Below are 18,437 nucleotides of genomic sequence, written 5' to 3' on the forward strand. Positions count from 1 at the left end.
AGTTGACATGGCGAATCAGTTGACATGGCGAATCAATGAGATCGTGGAACATTCGCGACAAGGGTTGGATCCCGTGGGCTTTGTCTATATGGTGACGATTCGCTATCCTTGTTGGTTCTCTTTGGTCAAGAGCTAAGACATATCGTCATTAGTTCTCTAAAGTGTGGGGTCTAAAGCGTGAGATCCATGTGTGGTCATTTGATTCATGAGGAACGGAGATTTCTCCGAGTCTGGTGACAGTAGGGCACCAGCAGCTATCAATCGAGAAACCGAATGGATGTATCAATCGTCCTGATAGTCGCCGATATAGATAGAGCACTACACGGATAGAGTCCTATATAGATAGAGCCCAACCAAGGACTATGTTAGGCCTTGGTTGGGCTCTTATTTGATTATTACTGGGTTTCTAAGAGTGTTATCTCTATATCTCTCCCATGAGTTCGCCTACTGCGAGAGGCTCGTCGCAGTGAGGGCACAGCCCGCCAATGCCAACGCGAGTCATGAAGACTCCACAATCGCTACAGCGTTGTATGCCGAGTTCGTGCACTCCACAAGAAGGACACTCATAGATACTGATATTTCGACGAGGTTTACTTATTCCAACTATGGCATTGCTCACCAATCCTTGATGGCGTCTTCGATAGGCTCTATGTTTACAAGTTGCCGAACAATAGATGCGTCGACCGATTGAGACAAATTGACCTCCACAGATAGGACAGGACTTCTTTAGAGAGGGATCATCTAACGCCTCTCTATCGTTGTGATAGGAGGGATCATCTAACGCTGGTCTCTGGCTCATAGTGGCACCACACCTTTACCCGAAAGAGCTTGGCTAAGGCGAATAGAGTCTCCTTTGGTTTCTATGAGATGGCCATGATGAGCCAGACGATCAACAAGTGCTGCAGCGAGAGATCTAGGCGTGATGATCTCGTCGAAGGACGCTATAGGGTAATTCGAGGTCACAATCATTGAAGTCTTCTCATAACAAGCATCGACCGCCCGATAGAGAGACTCTGATTCCATAGAGTTCATAGGAAGTATTCCTAGGTCGTCAATGACAATCAAATCCATTCTCATCAATTTGAGCATCATCTTCGCCAAGGTGTCAGTGGCCTTAGCTATATCCATATAACGACACAGAGTTTCAGGGGTGTACCAAGCTACCCTGAAACCTGCTTCGATTCCAGCACTTGCAAGTGCCTCCGCCAGAAAGCTCTTACCCGTTCCAGGAGGACCAAGAACCAGTAAGTTCTCTTTAGTCTTACCCACTCCAAGTTGGACAATCCCATAATGGTTCTATTTGGAATCGATGATATGGATGAGTCAAACCCCTCTAGGGTTCGATTGGAGGGGAGATTCGCTGCTATGCGGCGAATCTCTAACGTAGAAGCATTTCTGCCTTTTAGCTCGATTTCCAATAGCAGCCGGATCATCTCCATGGGATCCCATCGCTGTGCTCGGGCCGAAAGAGCTAAATCATAGTAGCTCCGCCTAATATGAGGAAGCCTAAGACGCTTGGTCATAGCTTCGATCTCGTCTTGGATTATATTATCGGCCATTATGACACCGCCGCAAGTTTGGACCAGGCGTCAGTAGATGCACCATAGGGACCCTGTGGTGAGCTAGATGCACCATTAGAACTCTGTGGTTTGGAACTCTGTGGTGAAGTGGCCTTAGTTCCACTACGAGCTGACCTTTTGTGAATTACCAAGAGATCAGCTATTACCGAGTGATTGAAGGCTCCAAGACGAAGTGACTCCTCAATTATTGAAGAGGAGACTTCATTATTGGCGTAGCCCACTAGATCTGCTATCGAGGTTTCAATACCGCTGGCTCCACTATTACAAGCCCTAATGAGCCATTGGCTAGCATCAGGTGTAATTGAAAGAAACTTAGCCTGAGTTTCATTGGTCGGAATCGGCATCCTCACAAGTGGGCCATTGGGATGATCTGGTTCCTTATGAGAATCGTCAATGACATAGCTGAAAGCTTCTCCTCTTGCATGGCGAGCTATTTCGTTAACATATCCACCAGCTTCTTCCTGGGCTACGATGACCACTTCTTCCCCAACGCTGCGAACATAGACTACTTCGCGACGATATTTCGCTGGTACCGAGTAACCACAGTGGTTGAACCTAACGATGGGCATCTTTGGCTCTACCTTGCGCATCACTCCATAAGCACCGAGATAAGGCACTTTAGGAAGGCTATGAAATGTCATAGCCTCAGATTGAAGTACCACTGATGGGATCTTGCCTGAGGTTGAGTGGACAACGGAGTTGATAGAAGTGGTATAGGCGGCACATGCAGCTTCAAGTTCAGCGATGTTCCTGTAGTTTTGAACGAGGTTGGTGTCTTTTGGGCAGATATCTTCTTTTGCCACCCTAACTGCAGCTTCTACTCCACCTTTTGATGCTGGATCATAGACAACGCAAGTTTGGATACTAAAGCCATACGCACTAGCGAAGGAGACCATCTTGGGGTTAATGACAGCCACCCCTGCGATATGCTTCACCGCGGCAGTCTTAGCGTTGTCGGTGAGTACATAAGCCGGAATACCCCCTATGTACCTAAAGCAGTAATCTAAGGCCATAATCACATTGGGCAGTGACTGATCCGGGATCCATTTAACGATCCTCACCTTAGAGAAAGGGAGATAGAAGTGAAAGAGTGTGGTCTTTTTCCCATCGATCACAGGACCATGAAGAAAAGTCATACTGTGCCCATTTCCCCATCTCGGCAATCCAAGGCCAAAAGATTCTTTGCGTAGATTTCCTCCAGGCGACCTTGGCTGTAGCTACAGCTCTTCTAGTGCTTCGAATTGAACCGTTATAACCTAGCGCCACCAGCCTGACATGGATCGCCTTAGCCCGGACCTTAGCCTTAGACTTGTCAACGGCTTCCTCAATTACGCCAGCGAACTTATCGGTGGCCTTAGGACGCCTCTCATATTGACCCTGTCGTATCAGTTGTCCGGCATTTCTTGCTTGAACATACTTCTTTAGGGGTATTAGGAGAACAGCCAACGAACTGCGCTGCTCCGTTATACGATCCAAAAAGATCGTAAGCCTCAATAATTTCCATGGATTCTTTGCTATCCTTCACTTTGGGCCCTTTCTCGGCATTAGGAACTGGATAAATCCATAATGCCCCAAGATAAGGGCCTTCATTCTTCTTTTTTCTCAAAAAGTGATAGCCAGACCGCCTTTGCATGCCCACTCTCGGGTCCAGGAGACCCGAGAGTGGGCCGTCACGCTAGGCGGTCATCCTGTATGCAATTTTCGTGGCTATATTCATTCATGCCAAATGGCCATATTCATGCATTTTCAAATGGCCGTTGACAAAGCGAGATTTACGATACCGGTCACCCAAATGGCACTGACTCAGTGATTACTCCATGATTGGGGCATTTCGGTCTCCGTAGGGCACAAGAGATCCAAGTACGACGTATTCCCATGTCAAGATGTCTCCAGCGAGAGTTGATAAGTTCTGATGTCGTAGCGGTAGTTTGTTTTGAATTTACGGCTTATTCAACAACACGGTGGACATGCGAGCTTGGATCGTGCAAGTTTGACATCTACAACAATTTCATCTCCGTCGGGTAGGCGCGGCCCATTGCTGAGCCGTGCCCCCCCCTAAGAACCCAGTTGGTAACTTTCATCGCACTAGGCTCAAGCCTTATGAAGGCCCCTTTCGGAACCCGGTTTTACAACCTTTACGATGCGGGCTTGCAGCCTCTTGACGTTACTATTGAGTTCCGACCAATCGATCTTTTCCCAATGCGTTTCGTCAGTAGGGCCACACGTGGCGTTAGCCATGTTCGTTTGCCTTCCTAGCCTATGAGGTTCTACGAACCATCTCGTAACTCTGCCTATTTCACAACTGCGACCAAGGAGAAGTCTGCTTGGCTTCGCACCAGGTAATGTCTCAACAGGTAATGTCTCAAGGTGTATCCGTCTCTTTACAAGAGCGTGTTTCGCTTTGCCTCCAATTGAATATTCCACCAATCGGTATTCCCGCATCCCCATCGGCCTTCCTTAGCTTTGGCTTGCCCAATTGCTTGGGCTGGGATACGGGCTGACCCATCTTTCCGAAAATCAACCTATTCTCCCAGCTAGTTGAGTATGTGGTTTTAGGTTGGGACACTACAAATGCGTCGCAATCGTCTTTATCCGTTTAAGGGGATCACTAACTCCTAAGAGACGGTAGATCTCTTTGTGAACCGGCTCAGAAACACCACTAGTGCGGATGTGATAGACGACGCCTTTATCTGATGTAAGAACTATGGTGGCTCGGCGGTGACTGTTGAGTTGCTCTTTAATGGTTGACCATCTTCTCTTATCGTTATTTTGCCTCAAGGTCAGCTCAATAGCACTAAGGAGGTGATAGGCAAGTACTGAGATGAAAAGGTGAGCAGCAGTTCGGCTAGCTAGTTGATGATAGACCGGTCGAAGTCCAAGATCACTCTTGAGGGATCTAAAGGCATCTTCTACTTTAGTGAGAGTCGTATAGATATTCCAGATCTCACCTGCATCTAGCTCGCTATGGCTGGTGTCTATGACGTAGGCTCCTTGGAGATTATCATCTTTGGCTTTAGTGGGTTTTTCTGTAATAGTGAGATTGATTACTTTGTCAAAGCGTCTCTTTTTGATGATCTTGCCATGGTCTTGATGATATTCAAGGGATATCTCGTATTTGGAAGCAATACTTGGGTACTTGGCCTTGATGCGTCCGATACGCTCTGAGACAACTGTGGTCTTAGATATAGAACCCTTTGTGATTGAGGTACTCAACGAAGTGATATCTACTAAGAATCTCTCATTAGCTTGACTAGAGATCGCTGATTCCTTCTTGGATCTCCCCAAAGAACGACACAACACCACGGTTGTGGTGTTGTTGTTGGTGGAAGAGGAGGAGATGGAGGAGGAGATGGAGGTGGAGGTGGCGTTAGTATCAGTGTCGGTGCTGTCGCTGATATTGTTGCCGGTATTCTTGCTGGTGGCACCATTACGGATATAGTCGTCAGTGTCGGTGCTACTGTCGCTCTTGATGATTTTGGTGTCGTTGCTGCTGTCGCTCCTGGTGAAATTGGCGATCTTGCCGTTGCTGCTGCCGTTGCTGCTGCTGCCGTTGCCAATGTCGGTGGTATCGCCGTTACTGCTGTCACTTCTATTGTCGCCGGCATTCTTGCCGGTGGCACCATTACTGTTATAGTCGTCAGTGCCGGTGTCTTCTTCTAGCGTTTGCACTTGTCCTTGTACTTGTGTTTTCACTTGTCCTTGTACTTGTGTTCTCACTCGCCCGTGTGGCTTTTGTGGTTCCACTTGTAGCTTTTTCACCAGTACTGGGGATCCTTGGGCATCGTAGATCTCGGTGAAGCCTTCCATCTCCATGAAATGGCTTCGATAGAGGCTCTTTTTGTTAGCTCTCTCAATTACTACGTAGTTGAGATTGCGCTTAATAAGAAGTTCTAGGTTTGCCTTGGTAGCAATTCCCCTATCCATCACAATGGTAGGAACAACATCCCCAAAGAGAGATCCATCCGATAGAGACTCCAAGGCATCAAGTACGCTAATGAGAGTTCTAGGCTCAGAGGTATTGCCCTCATGTATCTCTGAGTAGATGGGTAGTCCCCTGTGATCAACAAGTAGTGCCAGAGAAACTAATGTGCAATCAAAACGCTTCTCTTTGGAATGTCCATGTTTAGCTAGGGAGTTCCCCTTAGTAGAACCTTCGAAGTAGGTGTTGGTTAGATCAAAGAGAAAGAGCCTGGTATTCGTCCTAAAGAGATCAGAGCTAGCTCTATAGAGTGCTGGCTCTATGACGCCTTTAGCGTCATAGAGCTTATCTGCAATTGCATAGACCTTATCCTTGTGAAACTTAGAGAGATCGATACCACATATCTCAGGTAATGAAGAGTTGGAGTTGATATACGAATACGTCTTTCGATCAGATCCAGGATGAATAAGACGAGCTATTATCGTTGCCTTGGCAATGCCAAGAGATTCACCCGATAGACCTGCACTCTCTAGGATCTTATCGAAGCTAAGAGCTTCATAGAACGAGTTTCCTATGAGTTCTGGACCGATACTTCTACTATTGATAGTCTTAGCACTAGAGAGATCTACCATCTCAAGGTCAGCCTCAGTAGCTCTTGTTTCTTTAGCGGCTGCAACTTCGGAACGAATTGCATACTTAGTGATTGCTAGATCGACGTATCTGGCAATAATAGGATCTGATTCAAAGAGTGAGGTTACTCCAGAGAGTCCTAGGTAATAGCATTGGCAATTGCATTGGCCAGAGCTGGCCACAATGACTTATCCAGGTCCAGTTCGGTCAAGGTCATTACTATACGTTGACGGGGACCTTTTTCACAGCGGTAGGACTCAACGAGTTGGTACTTACTGTAGCTAACGCCGGTCTTTTTATTAACTGTTGGAGTTTCACGGATAAACACAACAAGACAATAGCACCATGTCAGAGCTAATGCAAGTCATAATCAAAACTACTCAAAAATTAGGACACTACATTCGCGACCCAAAAAGACCTAATACCCATCTACCAGGGCATCTATAAATCACACAAGCCGAAAATCGCCCAAAATCCCCTCAAAAGGGACCAATTGGGGCGATTTTTCGGGAAATCTGCGAAAGAAGGGCTGAGAAATGTTCCACTGAAATAACATACGTTGGGGTTAGGGCCTGCCTTTTCACCGGTGGGAGTTATTGTCAGCGCGCATCCAATCTTAAAAGATGCGACCGTCGCAGGTAGCTTTTGGTCCAAGCTCATCAGCAACTTTGGCTTGTTTGTAATAACGATCTTTAACCAGCACTTCACAAATGTTGCTCATACCCAACTAGCCCCAATACCGTTCAGCTAGGTGGTCGGATTGTCGCGCGTGGCGGACCGCTGTGTTGGGGCCAGTCGGCATGATGGGAACGCTTCACTTGCCATTTAGGCATCTTGCGCTTGATTACCCGGGGATTGGATCTTCTGCGGCGAAGTGGATTCAGCCTCCGAAGAAGTGCAGTGATTGCCCACGTCCAGAGATGTGCGTTACCCTCAGGGTCGTGAGGGGGAAAAGGCGCCCTGTTGGGCCAAAGATCGGCGTGCTATACGCAGCGCTGTGATAAAAGATATCCTCTCGGGCTCCTTGTTTGCGTGAGCTGCGGCTTCGTACATCATGGTGCGAATCGCGTAGTGACAGCAAAGGTGTCCCCAGATCTCTTGTTCTACAAGTTCGGGAGACTTGGAACGCAACACCATCCGCGGACCGCGCTGGTGGGTTTTTAGCTCGTCAAAGACAGAGCCGATCTCCCAGCGCTTCGCATAGGCCAGAGCGAGTTCGGTTGCGCTGGCGACCGTCTGATCAAGAATGGTGGTAAGCAAGCGATAGGACTCGGGGTTCTTACGTCCATCGTCGATGCTGTAGTCGATTACCCTCACCACTGCCGGCTGCGCTCTTCGTCCTTGGTTATCCGATGGCCTTACCTCGGCCAACCATGATCCGTCGGCGAGGGTCTCTAAGTAGCGGGGTTTCAGGGAGGATCCCACTCGCCAGGCAAGATCCGCTCCGGAGCAGCCGCCTGGGTCTAGAGGTGAAACCCGTAGAAGCAACTATCGGCAAGTACGAGCATTCCCGGGCTAAGCCGACTGACAAGCTCTCTGGAGAGCTCTATCTCCCCAATGGAATAAGAACCAACGACAGCTTCGAAGACTGCGTGGCTTCCACGCTCGGCAAGAGCCACTATCCGAGCTTGGGGAAAGGCAGCCCGCTCACCTCTGCTCACATGAGCTCGGCCGAAATACTGGGAGTTCTCCTGGGTATCGGCGACCTCGATACAGGTACCATCGATGGCGACTATCCGCCGATTTGCCAAGAAGGCACCCTTGGCATCATTGGGCGCCAGTGGAACAGCTACCTTCGAAAAGAGTTCGCGAAGGGGCTGGGCGCCAAGGCGAGCCTGGGCTTGGAAGATCGCGGACTTCGATGGCGCTTGCCAGGTCTCATCCCATCCGGTCGCCCAAGAAAGACCGTCGGTCAGCTAGGCCATCACCTCTTCATAAGAGCCATCGGAATAAAGCGCCATCCCGATGGCGAAGTAGGCCATAACCCGAGCTGGCAAAGTTCGTTTGCGCTGCTCGGTACGGCCTGCAGCAGCGATCACCTTATCAACGAGATCGGCGGGAAAGACCCGGGTCAATACTCCGACCGATACTAAATCCGACAACCGGCGGTCTGTAACCGGCTTTACCCATCCAGCACGTGGGATAAGCACGTATTACACGCTTGTAACGCTAACTGAACGGTATTGCAGCTAGCCCTCGCCCCTTAGGGCCTTGTTGCTGGCAGTGTCGGCTTCACCTCACGGTTTGGCCTATGAGATTTCCCGCGGGTACTTTTCCGACAGCTCCACACCAGAGAATTACTCCTCTCGCATGTGTCGGTGGGCTTGTCAGCTGAATGACAGGTTCCTCCTTTCGGAACAGTTAAATTCGGTGACTTCATGTCGCACTGAGATAAAAAATCGTTGACAATGACACCTTTAACGTCAAGCAACTGCTTGACTAGAGAGTTAGCGTGCACGGTTAGATCTCCTAAATCTGTGTGTTAGTAACTTCAAATTTAGAGGTCACAAACCGTGCACGTTTCATTCAATGCTTTTAAAGACCCAAAAGTTCTTATCGTACAGGCGTTACTTATCGGTTATGGGGTCTTGGCGACCCACATGAGGGTTAGGAGAGCCCTTAAAAGTTCATCTCTATCGTGCACCTTTTGGATCTCATGATTGGCTTGCAGTGTCATTCAGTGAGTCAAAGCTCTGGGCCAAAGAACTCCGTGAGAGGAAGGGTTAAAGAGCATCCCTGTGTAGGTCAGCCGATTAAGAGCCATCTACGTTTAGGTTGGTGTCGCTTAAGTTGAAGTTGGGAGTTCAAAAGCCCTAGAAGATGCAAGTTGATGGGCTTTTGCAAAGGCGTTATATGGACAGCTTCGATATTCATATAACGTTCAATCACTCTTTATAGTCAGCCAGACCAAGCAAGAAGACTCATTGGTCCGATTTGGGATTATCGCTTGGGTGTGTTGAGTCTACTTGAGCACTTAGATAGCCTGCGATGCTGGGTAGGCACTGGTGGCTCCACCTTGAGCATAGCTGGGTCCACCAAGACCACCGAAGCCAGGGCCACCAGCGGGACGTGGGTTATTGACGAAGTTGGTGATAGCTGTATTTAGATGAGACAGGATCTGAGTGGCTTGAGTAGAGGTTATCTTTCCAGCGGTTACAGCGGAGTTGATATTTGCTGTAGCACTAGTTACCAACTCTGAGATCAAGGTAGATGGAGAGATATTAGCTGCCGTTGCTACTGCGGCTAGGGTCTTTCCAGCTTGCAAGTCTGCTTTGAGAGCAGATGTAGTTGTCTTTAGGTCACTAGCTGCAGTTTTCAAGAGATGATCTCCAGCAACAGCTCTCATAAGACCACCATGGTGTCCACCACTTGGGCTCGTCGTTGTGAATGAAGAGAGAGCCGCAGGTATCGATGTAGATGGGGTTGTGCTCGCAGATGATACCGCTGGGGTTCCAAGTGTTGCACCTGCTAGCCATCCACCGCTTATCGCCAAAACTGTAAGACCACTTGCTATCTTTGCGTTTAGTTTAATTTTTCTCATTTGAACTTCCTCTGAGAACTAATCCCCATTAATTTTTGTCTTTGGCGGTTACGAGATATTATTAGTCACGTAGAGTAATATTAACTTTTTCCGTGAACCCATTAGTGACTTCATTTAAAATCCTACGTGTTTCTATTGTCTTTTCGAGTTGGGGTTCAGAGCTATAATATTCCAGCTATAAGCAGTTATAGTTCCCAGGTCATTGCTTATGCTACAACGGATTATCCATTGAAAAGTGTTATCTTTCGATAGTTCTTATTTTAGTAAGTTATTGGATCCGAGACAGAGTGGTGGCTACATCTAATAAAATATCTCGAGGGTGAATTTGGGCTTTATCTTTAAAAAACGAGAGCAGTTTTGAGCCATCGTTCGAATCGATACAAACTATTCCGTTCCTAAAATCTCGATCATCGACTTGAATATTTCTAGCTCGCTCAATTAGTCACCAACTTATTAGGGGAGTTTTAAGATTGGGATTTATCATTTAAAGATCCCAGATACGAGAATGCGTTGTGTCTATCTTTCAGTCAAACCATAATAAGGATTTATTGGAACTACTTTAGTGACCCATTTTTTTTACTGGAGGTTGTCGTTGGGAGCTTACTTAGGATGATGCATCTGAAAAGGCAGTGGTAGCCTAGGTTACTTAATGCGCAAGTGGGAGTAAGACTGGTTCACTGGAACTTTCTAAGGTGGCACTATTAGCCATCAGATCAATCTATTGGTCTAAGTCGATATTCCTGTGCTTGAGTAGCATGGATTCTAATAAGTCTTCGTGAATTGGAACTGGATAGATTCTCTTGGTTCTATGGACTGGCTGCATAGGAGCGATGAATTATAGGAAAATTCTCATTTATATTTAATCTTAACTGGTTTAATGCCGTCTTTATTTTAGGTAATGATAATTAATTTAATTTGCGAGCGAATTTTGCCAGCCGGGAGCTTCTCTCCTAATTCGCTGACAGATCTTTATGGTGGTTTTGAGGTTTATACAAAATCAATTAGATGCGATTTCTCGAATATGATTAGGGACGTCAATGATGGATGCGATTATTGATCTGAGATGGCTACCGTTATCGGGCGTAAAATTTATGAGTGTTAAGTGTATAAGTCCTTGATAATTATTAGAAGTGCTTATACACGTGCGATCTTTGTGTGAGTCCTCTACGTACAGCAATTACGGGCGATAGCGCGTGGGTGATGGCATTGTGGGTTGCGGTTCAGTCCAAGGTGGTAAAAGTTAGAAATAGCTAGCAAGTAGGAAAGTTGTCCTAAGTGGTGAAGTGCTTAGCCCATCGCCCAAGATGAGGCATTGGCTAAATAAGTCAACCATCTTTTAGGATTGTGGAGCCTTGGTTTCTGGTTTGACGGTATTGCCATTGGGCCATATTGGAAAAGGTGGGTCATTGCCACAAGCCATAGTCCTCAGGAGGCAATTTTGAGCAAATTACTATTGATTTACCAGGTTATGTCGATAATTTTCATAAGAGAAGTTGACGATTCAAAGTCATATGCATCTTGGCACCTTAGTTTTTGAATTAGTTAGAGAAGATTGCCCTTCTTGGGTGGATCTATAAAGATAGGGAGAATAAGAATAATGAAGGTAACAGTCGATCTTGATAAGTGTTCGGATCATGGTCAGTGTGTCTTTGCGGCTCCAGATGTCTTTGCCCTTAATTCGAGAGGCGAATTGACCTTTAGGGACGTCGCGAAAGGTACTTATGTCTCAGGTGAGCTCGATGAGGATCTTCGCGACTCGATCGAAGAGGCGATAGATGTATGCCCAATGCAAGCAATCGAGATAGAGGATTGACGTCATTGGAAAGATCAAGGGTCGTCGTTGTCGGAGCTTCGCTTGCTGGGCTTCGCTCGGTGGATTCAATTTTGCGGGCTGGATATTCGGGTGAGGTGATCTTGATCGGTGACGAAAGGCATCCACCTTACAATCGGCCCCCACTCTCGAAAGAGGCACTTTCATCGTCAGAAGGGTTTGATGCGATCAAACTTCGTTCTTCGACCAAGCCGGATTCATACAAGATGATTTTGGGCGTTGGGGCACGAGCGTTGCAATTAGAGGAAAAGACGGTAATCCTTGAGGATGATACTCTCATAGAGTTTGATGGTCTTGTAGTTGCTACAGGTTTGCGCAGTCGTGCTCTGGCGATTCCAAAACCCAAGAATGGCATATTTTCCCTTCGGAGTTTTGACGATTTGGAAGCTATAAAAGGTGCTTTGATCCGAGCTGGAATGCGAATAGCAATTATTGGTGCAGGATTTATTGGTGCTGAATTGGCTGGTACCCTTACTAATTTGGGCCATATGGTAACTATAGTCGCACCCGAAGAGGTGTTGATGCAAAGGCCGTTGGGCAACGTTTTGGGAGGAGCTATAGGACGTCATCATCGAGAAAGAGGAGTGGAGCTTTGTCTTGGTCGCCTCCCGCTAGAGATCGAGAGTGGATCCGATGGTTTTACCCTTTATTGCGATGACGGTACTATTATTAGGGCGGATCTGGTTATAGAAGCGATCGGTTCGATACCAAATGTGGAATGGATGCAGCAGAATGGCCTTGATTTGGGTAACGGTGTTCTCTGTGATGAGACCTTACGCTTTGGCCATGGTGGAGCGAACTTTGCGGTTGGAGATGTGGCTCGCTTTCCAAATTTAGCTTTCGATGAGGTTCCACGTCGAATCGAACATTGGGGAATTGCGGTGGACTCCGGTCGCTATCTCGGTAAGGCAATGGTAAGCCTTTTGACATCGGGAACCATTCCAACGTCATTTAAACCGATGCCGGCATTTTGGTCCGATCAGTTTGATCTTAGGATTCAGTCTTTTGGAATTCCCGGATTAGTCGTGGACCCTAGTCAAATTCGGATTCTGGAAGGTGATATCGATACCGAAGTAGCAATGGGCTACTTCCAAGAAGAGACCATGGTTGGCGTAGTTTTGATCGGATTGGGACAGAGCCATATGAAATACAGAGACGAAGTTGAGAAGTCTCTAAAGTCACGTTAAGAGGTCGTCAGTGGTAATCTCCGCCAACTTCTTGGAGTAATTAGTGAACCTCCCCGCCCTTACGGACGGGGCTTCTGGCTCCGCCGTTTGGTTGGGGTTACCAAGCATCGCTCCCGTCACGCCACCACGACCAACTGGTCTGGTACCGATGAATCGGTACTGGTGGATGAGTTTGCTAGCTTCGGCTTGCTAATCTGAGTTGCCTCAGACAAGGCCCGGTTCTGGGCACTACTTCGGGCTCTGGCCTTGCGGCACTGCACCTTGGGGTGTGCTTCACGTTGATCAAGTGACCAGCGCTCGACAGCCCGGAGATACGTGACTCGGACTTTTATGTCCGGTCCAATTGGAGTGTATTCCCCGCATAACGCCTTCTGGAGGATATTGATCGCTCCTACAGCGTCTCGATGACAAGTAAAACCACAAATAGGGTTCTTGCATCGGTAGGGCCGACCTGATGGTCGATTGCGTGTCAAGCACGCTGGACAGGTCTTGGTTGAACCTGATTCGTTCAGGAAATCTAGGTCTAATCCGGTCTTGTCTTTGAGGTAGCGTTCCTGTCGACCCCTTGACCACTGGGAGAGTTGTTGACGACCGTGGCGGCCCATGCGCCGCTTGGACTTGGTCTCCTTCTCAATACCCCTCACGTCACCAACTATAACTCTGGCGGTGTTGTGGCTAATGACGTGATTGGCCGCCTTGTTGGAAACCTGATGATCAAAGTCACGAAGCGATAGCTTTGCTTTGGAGTTGATCTTCTTCTTCGCAGTTACCAGCCTTTTATGCTTCTTAGATCCATTCTTGCACTTGCTGATCTTGTGCTGTAGTTGACCGACGGCCTTGTTTCTTTGTCGTTTGATAGCTGGAGCTTCGCGTCCATTGATAATCGTTACGTCTATGGTCTTGTCATCTACCCAAGTAGCTAGCGCCATAGAGTTGATGATTCCTTCGTCGATGGCACTCAAAGCATCACCCACCGAGACTTCTCGGAGAGTCTCATAAGGGATATGCAGACTGAATCGTCTTTTATCTCGATCCCAGCACAGTTGAATCTCACCCCATAGCCCAGGGTCAACCTCTTCGCCAGTTGCAGAATCTAAAACGGTGGGAATAGAAAGATCTATACGCGGACGGCCCCTACCTAGTGACAGGTGGAGTTGACCTTTGGAGATACGCCAGCCAGAGTTCTTCGAGAACGATAGAGGCCGGTAGTTCTTCTTACGCCAAGGAGATCGGATCTTCATACCCTGCATGCGGTTTACCCTAGCTGTGGTTATGGCCTCTGAGAGATCGTGAGCGATTGTCTAAAGTGGTATGGGCGTGTAATGGACGGTCTTGGCGAGGTATCGAGTTGAGAAACCCTTGAATGTCGTACTTATTAGGAGAGCGCTTGGCTTTCCATTCGCCATGGACCCAATTGACCGCTTGGTTCCATAACAATGCTGCCCCATGGCACGAGTCATGGGCTAGACGATAAGAGGCCCCTGTCAGAGTGACGGACACGATAGCTGTTGTATACTCTGCGCTTTTACTAGCCATTTGATAACTAATATAGCATTATCTACTAAGGACTATATTTCACTACATGACGATGATTGGCGCAATGGAAGGCATGTGGTATATCAATTACATGCACACATCGTCTTGGTACCTAAATATCGACGTAATGTCATAACCGAGAGAGTTAGTGACGAGATCAGATCTGCGATTCTTGAGGTGTGTACTCGTTTCGATTCCACCCTTGATGCTTTTGAGACAGACGGCGATCATGCCCACCTACTGATCACCAACGCAGCTACTGATCACCTACCCACCTACTGATCACCTACCCACCTACTGATCACCAACGCAGCTAAAGTTGCCCTGTCGAGACTGGTGATGTCCATGAAGACACTTATCGCCATGAGAGTAAGGGCAAAGAACTGGCCGGAAGTCCGAGAGGCTTTGTGGGGGGAGCACTTTTGGTCGCCCTCCTAGTCGATAGTGTCTTGTGGTGGAGCCCCATTAGAGGAAGTGAAGAAGTACATAGAAAACCAGAAACTCCCAAGAGGTAAATCAGGTAGACCGAGAAAGAATTAGGTCGCTTGACCCCTCCCTCACGGAAACCGATTGCGCTCCCGTTGGTTCAAATGAAGTTGGCGGAGCCAATAGTAGAAAGACGGGTGTGAACCATTTCGAATATCATTTCAGGCGAAGACACCTTACTTCATGGAGGCTTGTAGCGATTTCACAAGGGATTTCCAAAGGGAATCGATACCGCGTGCTTGAACACCACGCTTTATCTGGTAAGCGAATCTTCGAACTCTGCAATTAAACGCAAGGCCCCGTAACGAAATAATCTTGTCAAGGTGATTGGTCCTGCGGAGAGATGGTGTAATTCCTTTCACCATGAAACTCAGCCCGATCGATATTTATCTGACGCAGCTCTTCGTCACTGACCTTTACCCCAAGAGGGTAACTGTTGGCGTCAAGTTCAGCGTTGATTTTGAGTCCGGTCGTTGTTTTCGCGTTAGCAATTGAGTTGATGATTACCTCATGCGAGACAAGAGGTCTTGCTCGCCAGTTCATTGTGATGTATGAGAACATCTTATGTTCAATCTTGTTCCACTTTGAAGTTCCAGGTGGTAGATGACAAAACGAAATTGGTATACCAATTTCGTTTGAGAGCTTTTAAAGTTCCAGTTTCCAAAGGCGAATCCTGCTTTCGTTGCTACCTCCGCCGTCAGCTGTGATCATGACTTTGGTGGTAGCTGGATATGCCAGAGATCCCATCTTCCGCCACCACCGAAGAATAGACTCTGTTGCAAAGCTTGCGGTATCGTGGTCTATCCCGACGCTCACCCAGCCTTTATTGCGACCGATGTCATAGACACCGTAAGGATTGGTCCTGCCAAGGGATGGATCGATAAAATCATTTACCAGGACTTCTTCAGCTTCACCCTTTGGTCTCCATGTTTTACCGCTGTTAGCAAATACACCAGTTAGTTCTTTCTTCTTGGCGTCTACCGATATGACAGGTTCACCTTCATCTAAAAGAGTTTTTGCACAAGACGCTATGAATTCAAACTGTGCATTACGATCAGCGTGTTGGGGACCTTCTAGATTCTTACGATTTGATTGCAGGCTGTAGTTGCGTTCGTGCAATAGGTTGGCCACTATAGAATGGCTTGTCTGGTGGCCCTGAGCCCTGAACTCATCTGCTAGTGGTCTGGTGGCCTTGGTGGTTCATCGAAGCGGCGATTGGGGATCACCGATAGTTGTTGACTCAAGGAGTGGTTCTAGATCGCCTGGCAGCGTATCATCAACTAGAACTGTTCTTTTGCGACCGCCACCTGGTCGTCTAATACGGTCGTCTTGCTTTCCCTTGGAAAGATCCAGCCCCGCAAGCTCCTTGAGTCCTGTATAGATCAGCCGGACGTGAAATATTCGTTGCTCGTGATACTAAAGAGACCCCACCATAACCGAGCACCTGAGCCTCCGCTGCCAAATACAGCCGACGCTGACGTTCGTTCAAGATACCCGAGATCAGTTGGTAACGCTTAGATATTGACGGTTCTTCGCCTACGCCCATACGATAGCGGACAAATTACAAGCATGTAATCATTATTTAATTACAAGTCTCAAGTCGATCTAATGCGACATTTTTAACAATTGCGGAGGGTTCGCCGTCTTTAGAACAGTTTTTGAAGATGACAAAATACGACGAGAGCGTTGTTATGGCAATATGGAGACCCCTTGGATTATCTCTAGCGCATGTGCTTCACTAGATCTATGGCTTTCAGGTGTGACTTCATGTCCAGCTATGAGATCTTCATCACGCTAAATAAGTTGGCCAAAGGAGTTGGCTTATGACACCTAACCTTTACGCTGCCTTCCGTCTCACTTTGGCTAGGGTTGTAGTGGGCTCATCATTTGACTTACTTGGTAATTGCCTCACCAATAGCCTCAAGGGCTCTTAGTAGGTTTTGACTTGAGGTCGCGAAATTTAAACGCGCAAAGGTCGATGACTCTGGTCCGAAATCAGAGCCTGAGCTTAGGGCCACCTTTGCTTTTTGTAGGATGATACTGGCTGGATCATCTCCTAAGCTAGAATTTTCGAAGTTGAGCCAGGCCAGATATGTTCCCTCAGGCATTGAGTAGCCAATGGGTAGATCGTGATGGTTTATAAAATCGCTGATCGTTTGACGATTCTTTTCTAACTGCCCCATAACTTCGTCTTGCCAGGCGTCGCATTCGCGCCAAGCCACTGTGGTTCCAACCATTCCTAAATTAGAGATGGCTCCCCGCATATGAAATGAGATCTTCTCAAAGCGGCTCTTGAGTGCCATAGATGAAAAGCCTGCAACTGCGCATCGCAAGCCAGCAAGGTTGAAGGCTTTCGACGCCGAAGTCAGTGTTATCAATGAGACGTCATAGTCGTCGACAAATTTAGCAATTGGGAGGTGTGAACGCCTAGGGTAGGTGATTTCTCCGTGGATCTCATCTGCCACAATTAATAAATTATGGCGACTAGCGATCTCCAAGGTGGCCCTGATCTCTACTTCAGTCATAACTCGACCGCTTGGATTATGAGGGTTACAAAGCAGGAGAATTTTAGCTTTTGGATCCGAAGCAATTTCGTCTAGCTGTTCGAAGTTGAACTGCATAGTGTCATTGGATTCAACTAGGGGGTTGAAGGCGACTTGGCGATCCAACTCTTTAGTAGCATGCATGAATGGAGGGTAGATGGGACTTTGGATGATTACGCTGTCGCCAGCTTCGCTAAAGAGGGAGATAGCGAAGTAAATCGATTGCACTACGTCAGTGGTGAGCAGTGCTAACGATGGGTCGACCTCGCATGAGAATTGATCGAGGTAACGACCCTGAAATGCCCCAATTGTGTCGTCGTATACCTCTTGTCTGGAATAGCCCAAGCCAAATCCACCAGCCGCCTTTGAGATTGCATCCACTACAGGCTGAGCGGATCCGAAATCCATATCGGCGATCCACATTGGGATAACGTCATCTTCGTATCGATTCCATTTGGTTCCATATGGATTACGTAATAGTTGTAACAACCGCTCTGAGGATGCGTTAAAGGTGTCGGACATGGCGTAGCTTCTCATTCTTTCGATTTGACTTTGTAGTCATAACGATAGATGGACTTCATATCTAGACCTCTTCGGGGTCTGATATTCCATCTAGTTTCTGGCAGAAACAACTCTAGCGTCTGGCCGAAACAACCTTAGCTTATGAACGACACTGTATCTAGCTGGATTCTGGAGGCTTTGGTCGTTTTTTTTGTTAACTATGGCCCAAAGATGATTTGAATGCAGACCAATTGCCAAAATAGTCGATAATATTAAATCTTTCCAGCTCAAATCGGCCAAACTACCAAAATGGAACATGGCGAAAGAGCCATGCACTCATGCCTTAGTATTTAGAGTTCAATCTTAGCTGCCGACTCGTTGTTATCATTTGGCAGAGATGAAATGATATCTGCCAAATTGGTAAACTGAGAGGTGGACTCGTCGATCTCGCTATTTTTTGGATCTAGTAGAAGCCTTGGTAGTTTCGGGGGTTCAGAGAATAAATTATCGCTCTTTGGAGGTGGAATGTCATCCTCACAAGACGCCTTCGGGGAATCTAATTGTCGCGCTGCCCTTCGTCTCTGGCAAGCCAATTTAATTAGAAGGCTAAGGCCGATGATCAGGAGTAAGAGTTCTAAGGCAATCTGAAATCCTATAAATGGTACTACGGCAGTCACGCGGGT

General features: G+C 47.4%; 11 protein-coding genes and 4 pseudogenes. 3 read left to right on the forward strand and 12 right to left on the reverse strand.

Translation table 11 applies throughout. The features are described from left to right. Positions 1-421 precede the first annotated feature (421 nt). From ACIDITHRIX25_RS72110 to ACIDITHRIX25_RS72150, 8 genes and pseudogenes are all read right to left on the reverse strand, one after another. Entirely contained in the window at positions 422-799 is a 378-nt protein-coding gene (locus tag ACIDITHRIX25_RS72110) for a hypothetical protein (RefSeq protein ID WP_201731841.1), read from the reverse strand. Continuing rightward, positions 796-1,559, reverse strand: a pseudogene (gene istB / locus ACIDITHRIX25_RS000000104160) (IS21-like element helper ATPase IstB). Before istB ends, ACIDITHRIX25_RS72110 begins: the two are co-directional and overlap by 4 nt. Further along, a complete protein-coding gene (locus ACIDITHRIX25_RS72125; RefSeq protein WP_201731840.1) occupies positions 1,559-2,716 on the reverse strand; it encodes a Mu transposase domain-containing protein in 1,158 nt (385 codons plus the stop codon). Before ACIDITHRIX25_RS72125 ends, istB begins: the two are co-directional and overlap by 1 nt. Continuing rightward, positions 2,643-3,056, reverse strand: a complete 414-nt coding sequence (locus ACIDITHRIX25_RS72130) for a hypothetical protein (RefSeq protein WP_201732502.1) — start codon at positions 3,054-3,056, stop codon at positions 2,643-2,645. The genes ACIDITHRIX25_RS72125 and ACIDITHRIX25_RS72130 overlap by 74 nt, the downstream gene beginning before the upstream one ends. 1,089 nt (positions 3,057-4,145) lie before the next feature. After that, the gene (locus tag ACIDITHRIX25_RS72135) at positions 4,146-6,311 is read right to left on the reverse strand and encodes an IS1634 family transposase (RefSeq protein ID WP_201732503.1); all 2,166 of its coding nucleotides are present in this window, start codon (positions 6,309-6,311) and stop codon (positions 4,146-4,148) included. Continuing rightward, entirely contained in the window at positions 6,269-6,457 is a 189-nt protein-coding gene (locus ACIDITHRIX25_RS72140; protein WP_152625981.1) for an IS1634 family transposase N-terminal domain-related protein, read from the reverse strand. The genes ACIDITHRIX25_RS72135 and ACIDITHRIX25_RS72140 overlap by 43 nt, the downstream gene beginning before the upstream one ends. A 605-nt stretch (positions 6,458-7,062) precedes the next feature. After that, positions 7,063-8,273, reverse strand: a pseudogene (locus ACIDITHRIX25_RS72145) (IS4 family transposase). Between the two features lie 830 nt (positions 8,274-9,103). Further along, complete coding sequence (locus ACIDITHRIX25_RS72150) at positions 9,104-9,670, reverse strand: hypothetical protein (protein WP_052607036.1); 567 nt, start codon at positions 9,668-9,670, stop codon at positions 9,104-9,106. A 1,597-nt stretch (positions 9,671-11,267) separates the two neighbouring features. Here ACIDITHRIX25_RS72150 and ACIDITHRIX25_RS72155 point away from each other — a divergent pair. Both ACIDITHRIX25_RS72155 and ACIDITHRIX25_RS72160 read left to right on the forward strand, forming a co-directional pair. Beyond that, entirely contained in the window at positions 11,268-11,483 is a 216-nt protein-coding gene (locus ACIDITHRIX25_RS72155) for a ferredoxin (RefSeq protein WP_052607038.1), read from the forward strand. 5 nt (positions 11,484-11,488) lie between these two features. Further along, positions 11,489-12,688: an NAD(P)/FAD-dependent oxidoreductase gene (locus ACIDITHRIX25_RS72160; protein ID WP_160291914.1), complete on the forward strand. Its 1,200-nt coding sequence runs from the start codon at positions 11,489-11,491 to the stop codon at positions 12,686-12,688. Between the two features lie 116 nt (positions 12,689-12,804). On the opposite strand, the gene ACIDITHRIX25_RS72165 is transcribed toward ACIDITHRIX25_RS72160, so the two are convergent. Continuing rightward, positions 12,805-13,929 carry a zinc ribbon domain-containing protein gene (locus ACIDITHRIX25_RS72165; RefSeq protein ID WP_201732504.1) on the reverse strand — a complete coding sequence of 375 codons (1,125 nt, stop codon included), beginning with the start codon at positions 13,927-13,929 and terminating at the stop codon, positions 12,805-12,807. Between the two features lie 295 nt (positions 13,930-14,224). On the opposite strand from ACIDITHRIX25_RS72165, the pseudogene tnpA reads away from it, so the two are divergent. Further along, positions 14,225-14,662, forward strand: a pseudogene (gene tnpA / locus ACIDITHRIX25_RS72170) (IS200/IS605 family transposase). A 366-nt stretch (positions 14,663-15,028) separates the two neighbouring features. Here the strand turns inward: tnpA and ACIDITHRIX25_RS72175 are convergent. From ACIDITHRIX25_RS72175 to ACIDITHRIX25_RS72185, 3 genes and pseudogenes are all read right to left on the reverse strand, one after another. Then, positions 15,029-16,256, reverse strand: a pseudogene (locus ACIDITHRIX25_RS72175) (ISAzo13 family transposase). A 346-nt stretch (positions 16,257-16,602) separates the two neighbouring features. Further along, positions 16,603-17,775: a MalY/PatB family protein gene (locus ACIDITHRIX25_RS72180; protein ID WP_052606626.1), complete on the reverse strand. Its 1,173-nt coding sequence runs from the start codon at positions 17,773-17,775 to the stop codon at positions 16,603-16,605. A gap of 329 nt (positions 17,776-18,104) precedes the next feature. Next, a complete protein-coding gene (locus ACIDITHRIX25_RS72185) occupies positions 18,105-18,431 on the reverse strand; it encodes a hypothetical protein (RefSeq protein WP_201732506.1) in 327 nt (108 codons plus the stop codon). Positions 18,432-18,437 lie beyond the last annotated feature (6 nt).

The organism is Acidithrix sp. C25 (genome assembly GCF_904848545.2).

Excerpts from the sequence above, each read along its gene's own strand:
- ACIDITHRIX25_RS72165 (WP_201732504.1), bottom strand. The coding sequence starts at position 13,929 with ATGAAGATCCGATCTCCTTGGCGTAAGAAGAACTACCGGCCTCTATCG.
- ACIDITHRIX25_RS72110 (WP_201731841.1), bottom strand. The coding sequence starts at position 799 with ATGAGCCAGAGACCAGCGTTAGATGATCCCTCCTATCACAACGATAGA.
- ACIDITHRIX25_RS72180 (WP_052606626.1), bottom strand. The coding sequence starts at position 17,775 with ATGTCCGACACCTTTAACGCATCCTCAGAGCGGTTGTTACAACTATTA.
- ACIDITHRIX25_RS72125 (WP_201731840.1), bottom strand. The coding sequence starts at position 2,716 with ATGACTTTTCTTCATGGTCCTGTGATCGATGGGAAAAAGACCACACTC.
- ACIDITHRIX25_RS72150 (WP_052607036.1), bottom strand. The coding sequence starts at position 9,670 with ATGAGAAAAATTAAACTAAACGCAAAGATAGCAAGTGGTCTTACAGTT.
- ACIDITHRIX25_RS72155 (WP_052607038.1), top strand. The coding sequence starts at position 11,268 with ATGAAGGTAACAGTCGATCTTGATAAGTGTTCGGATCATGGTCAGTGT.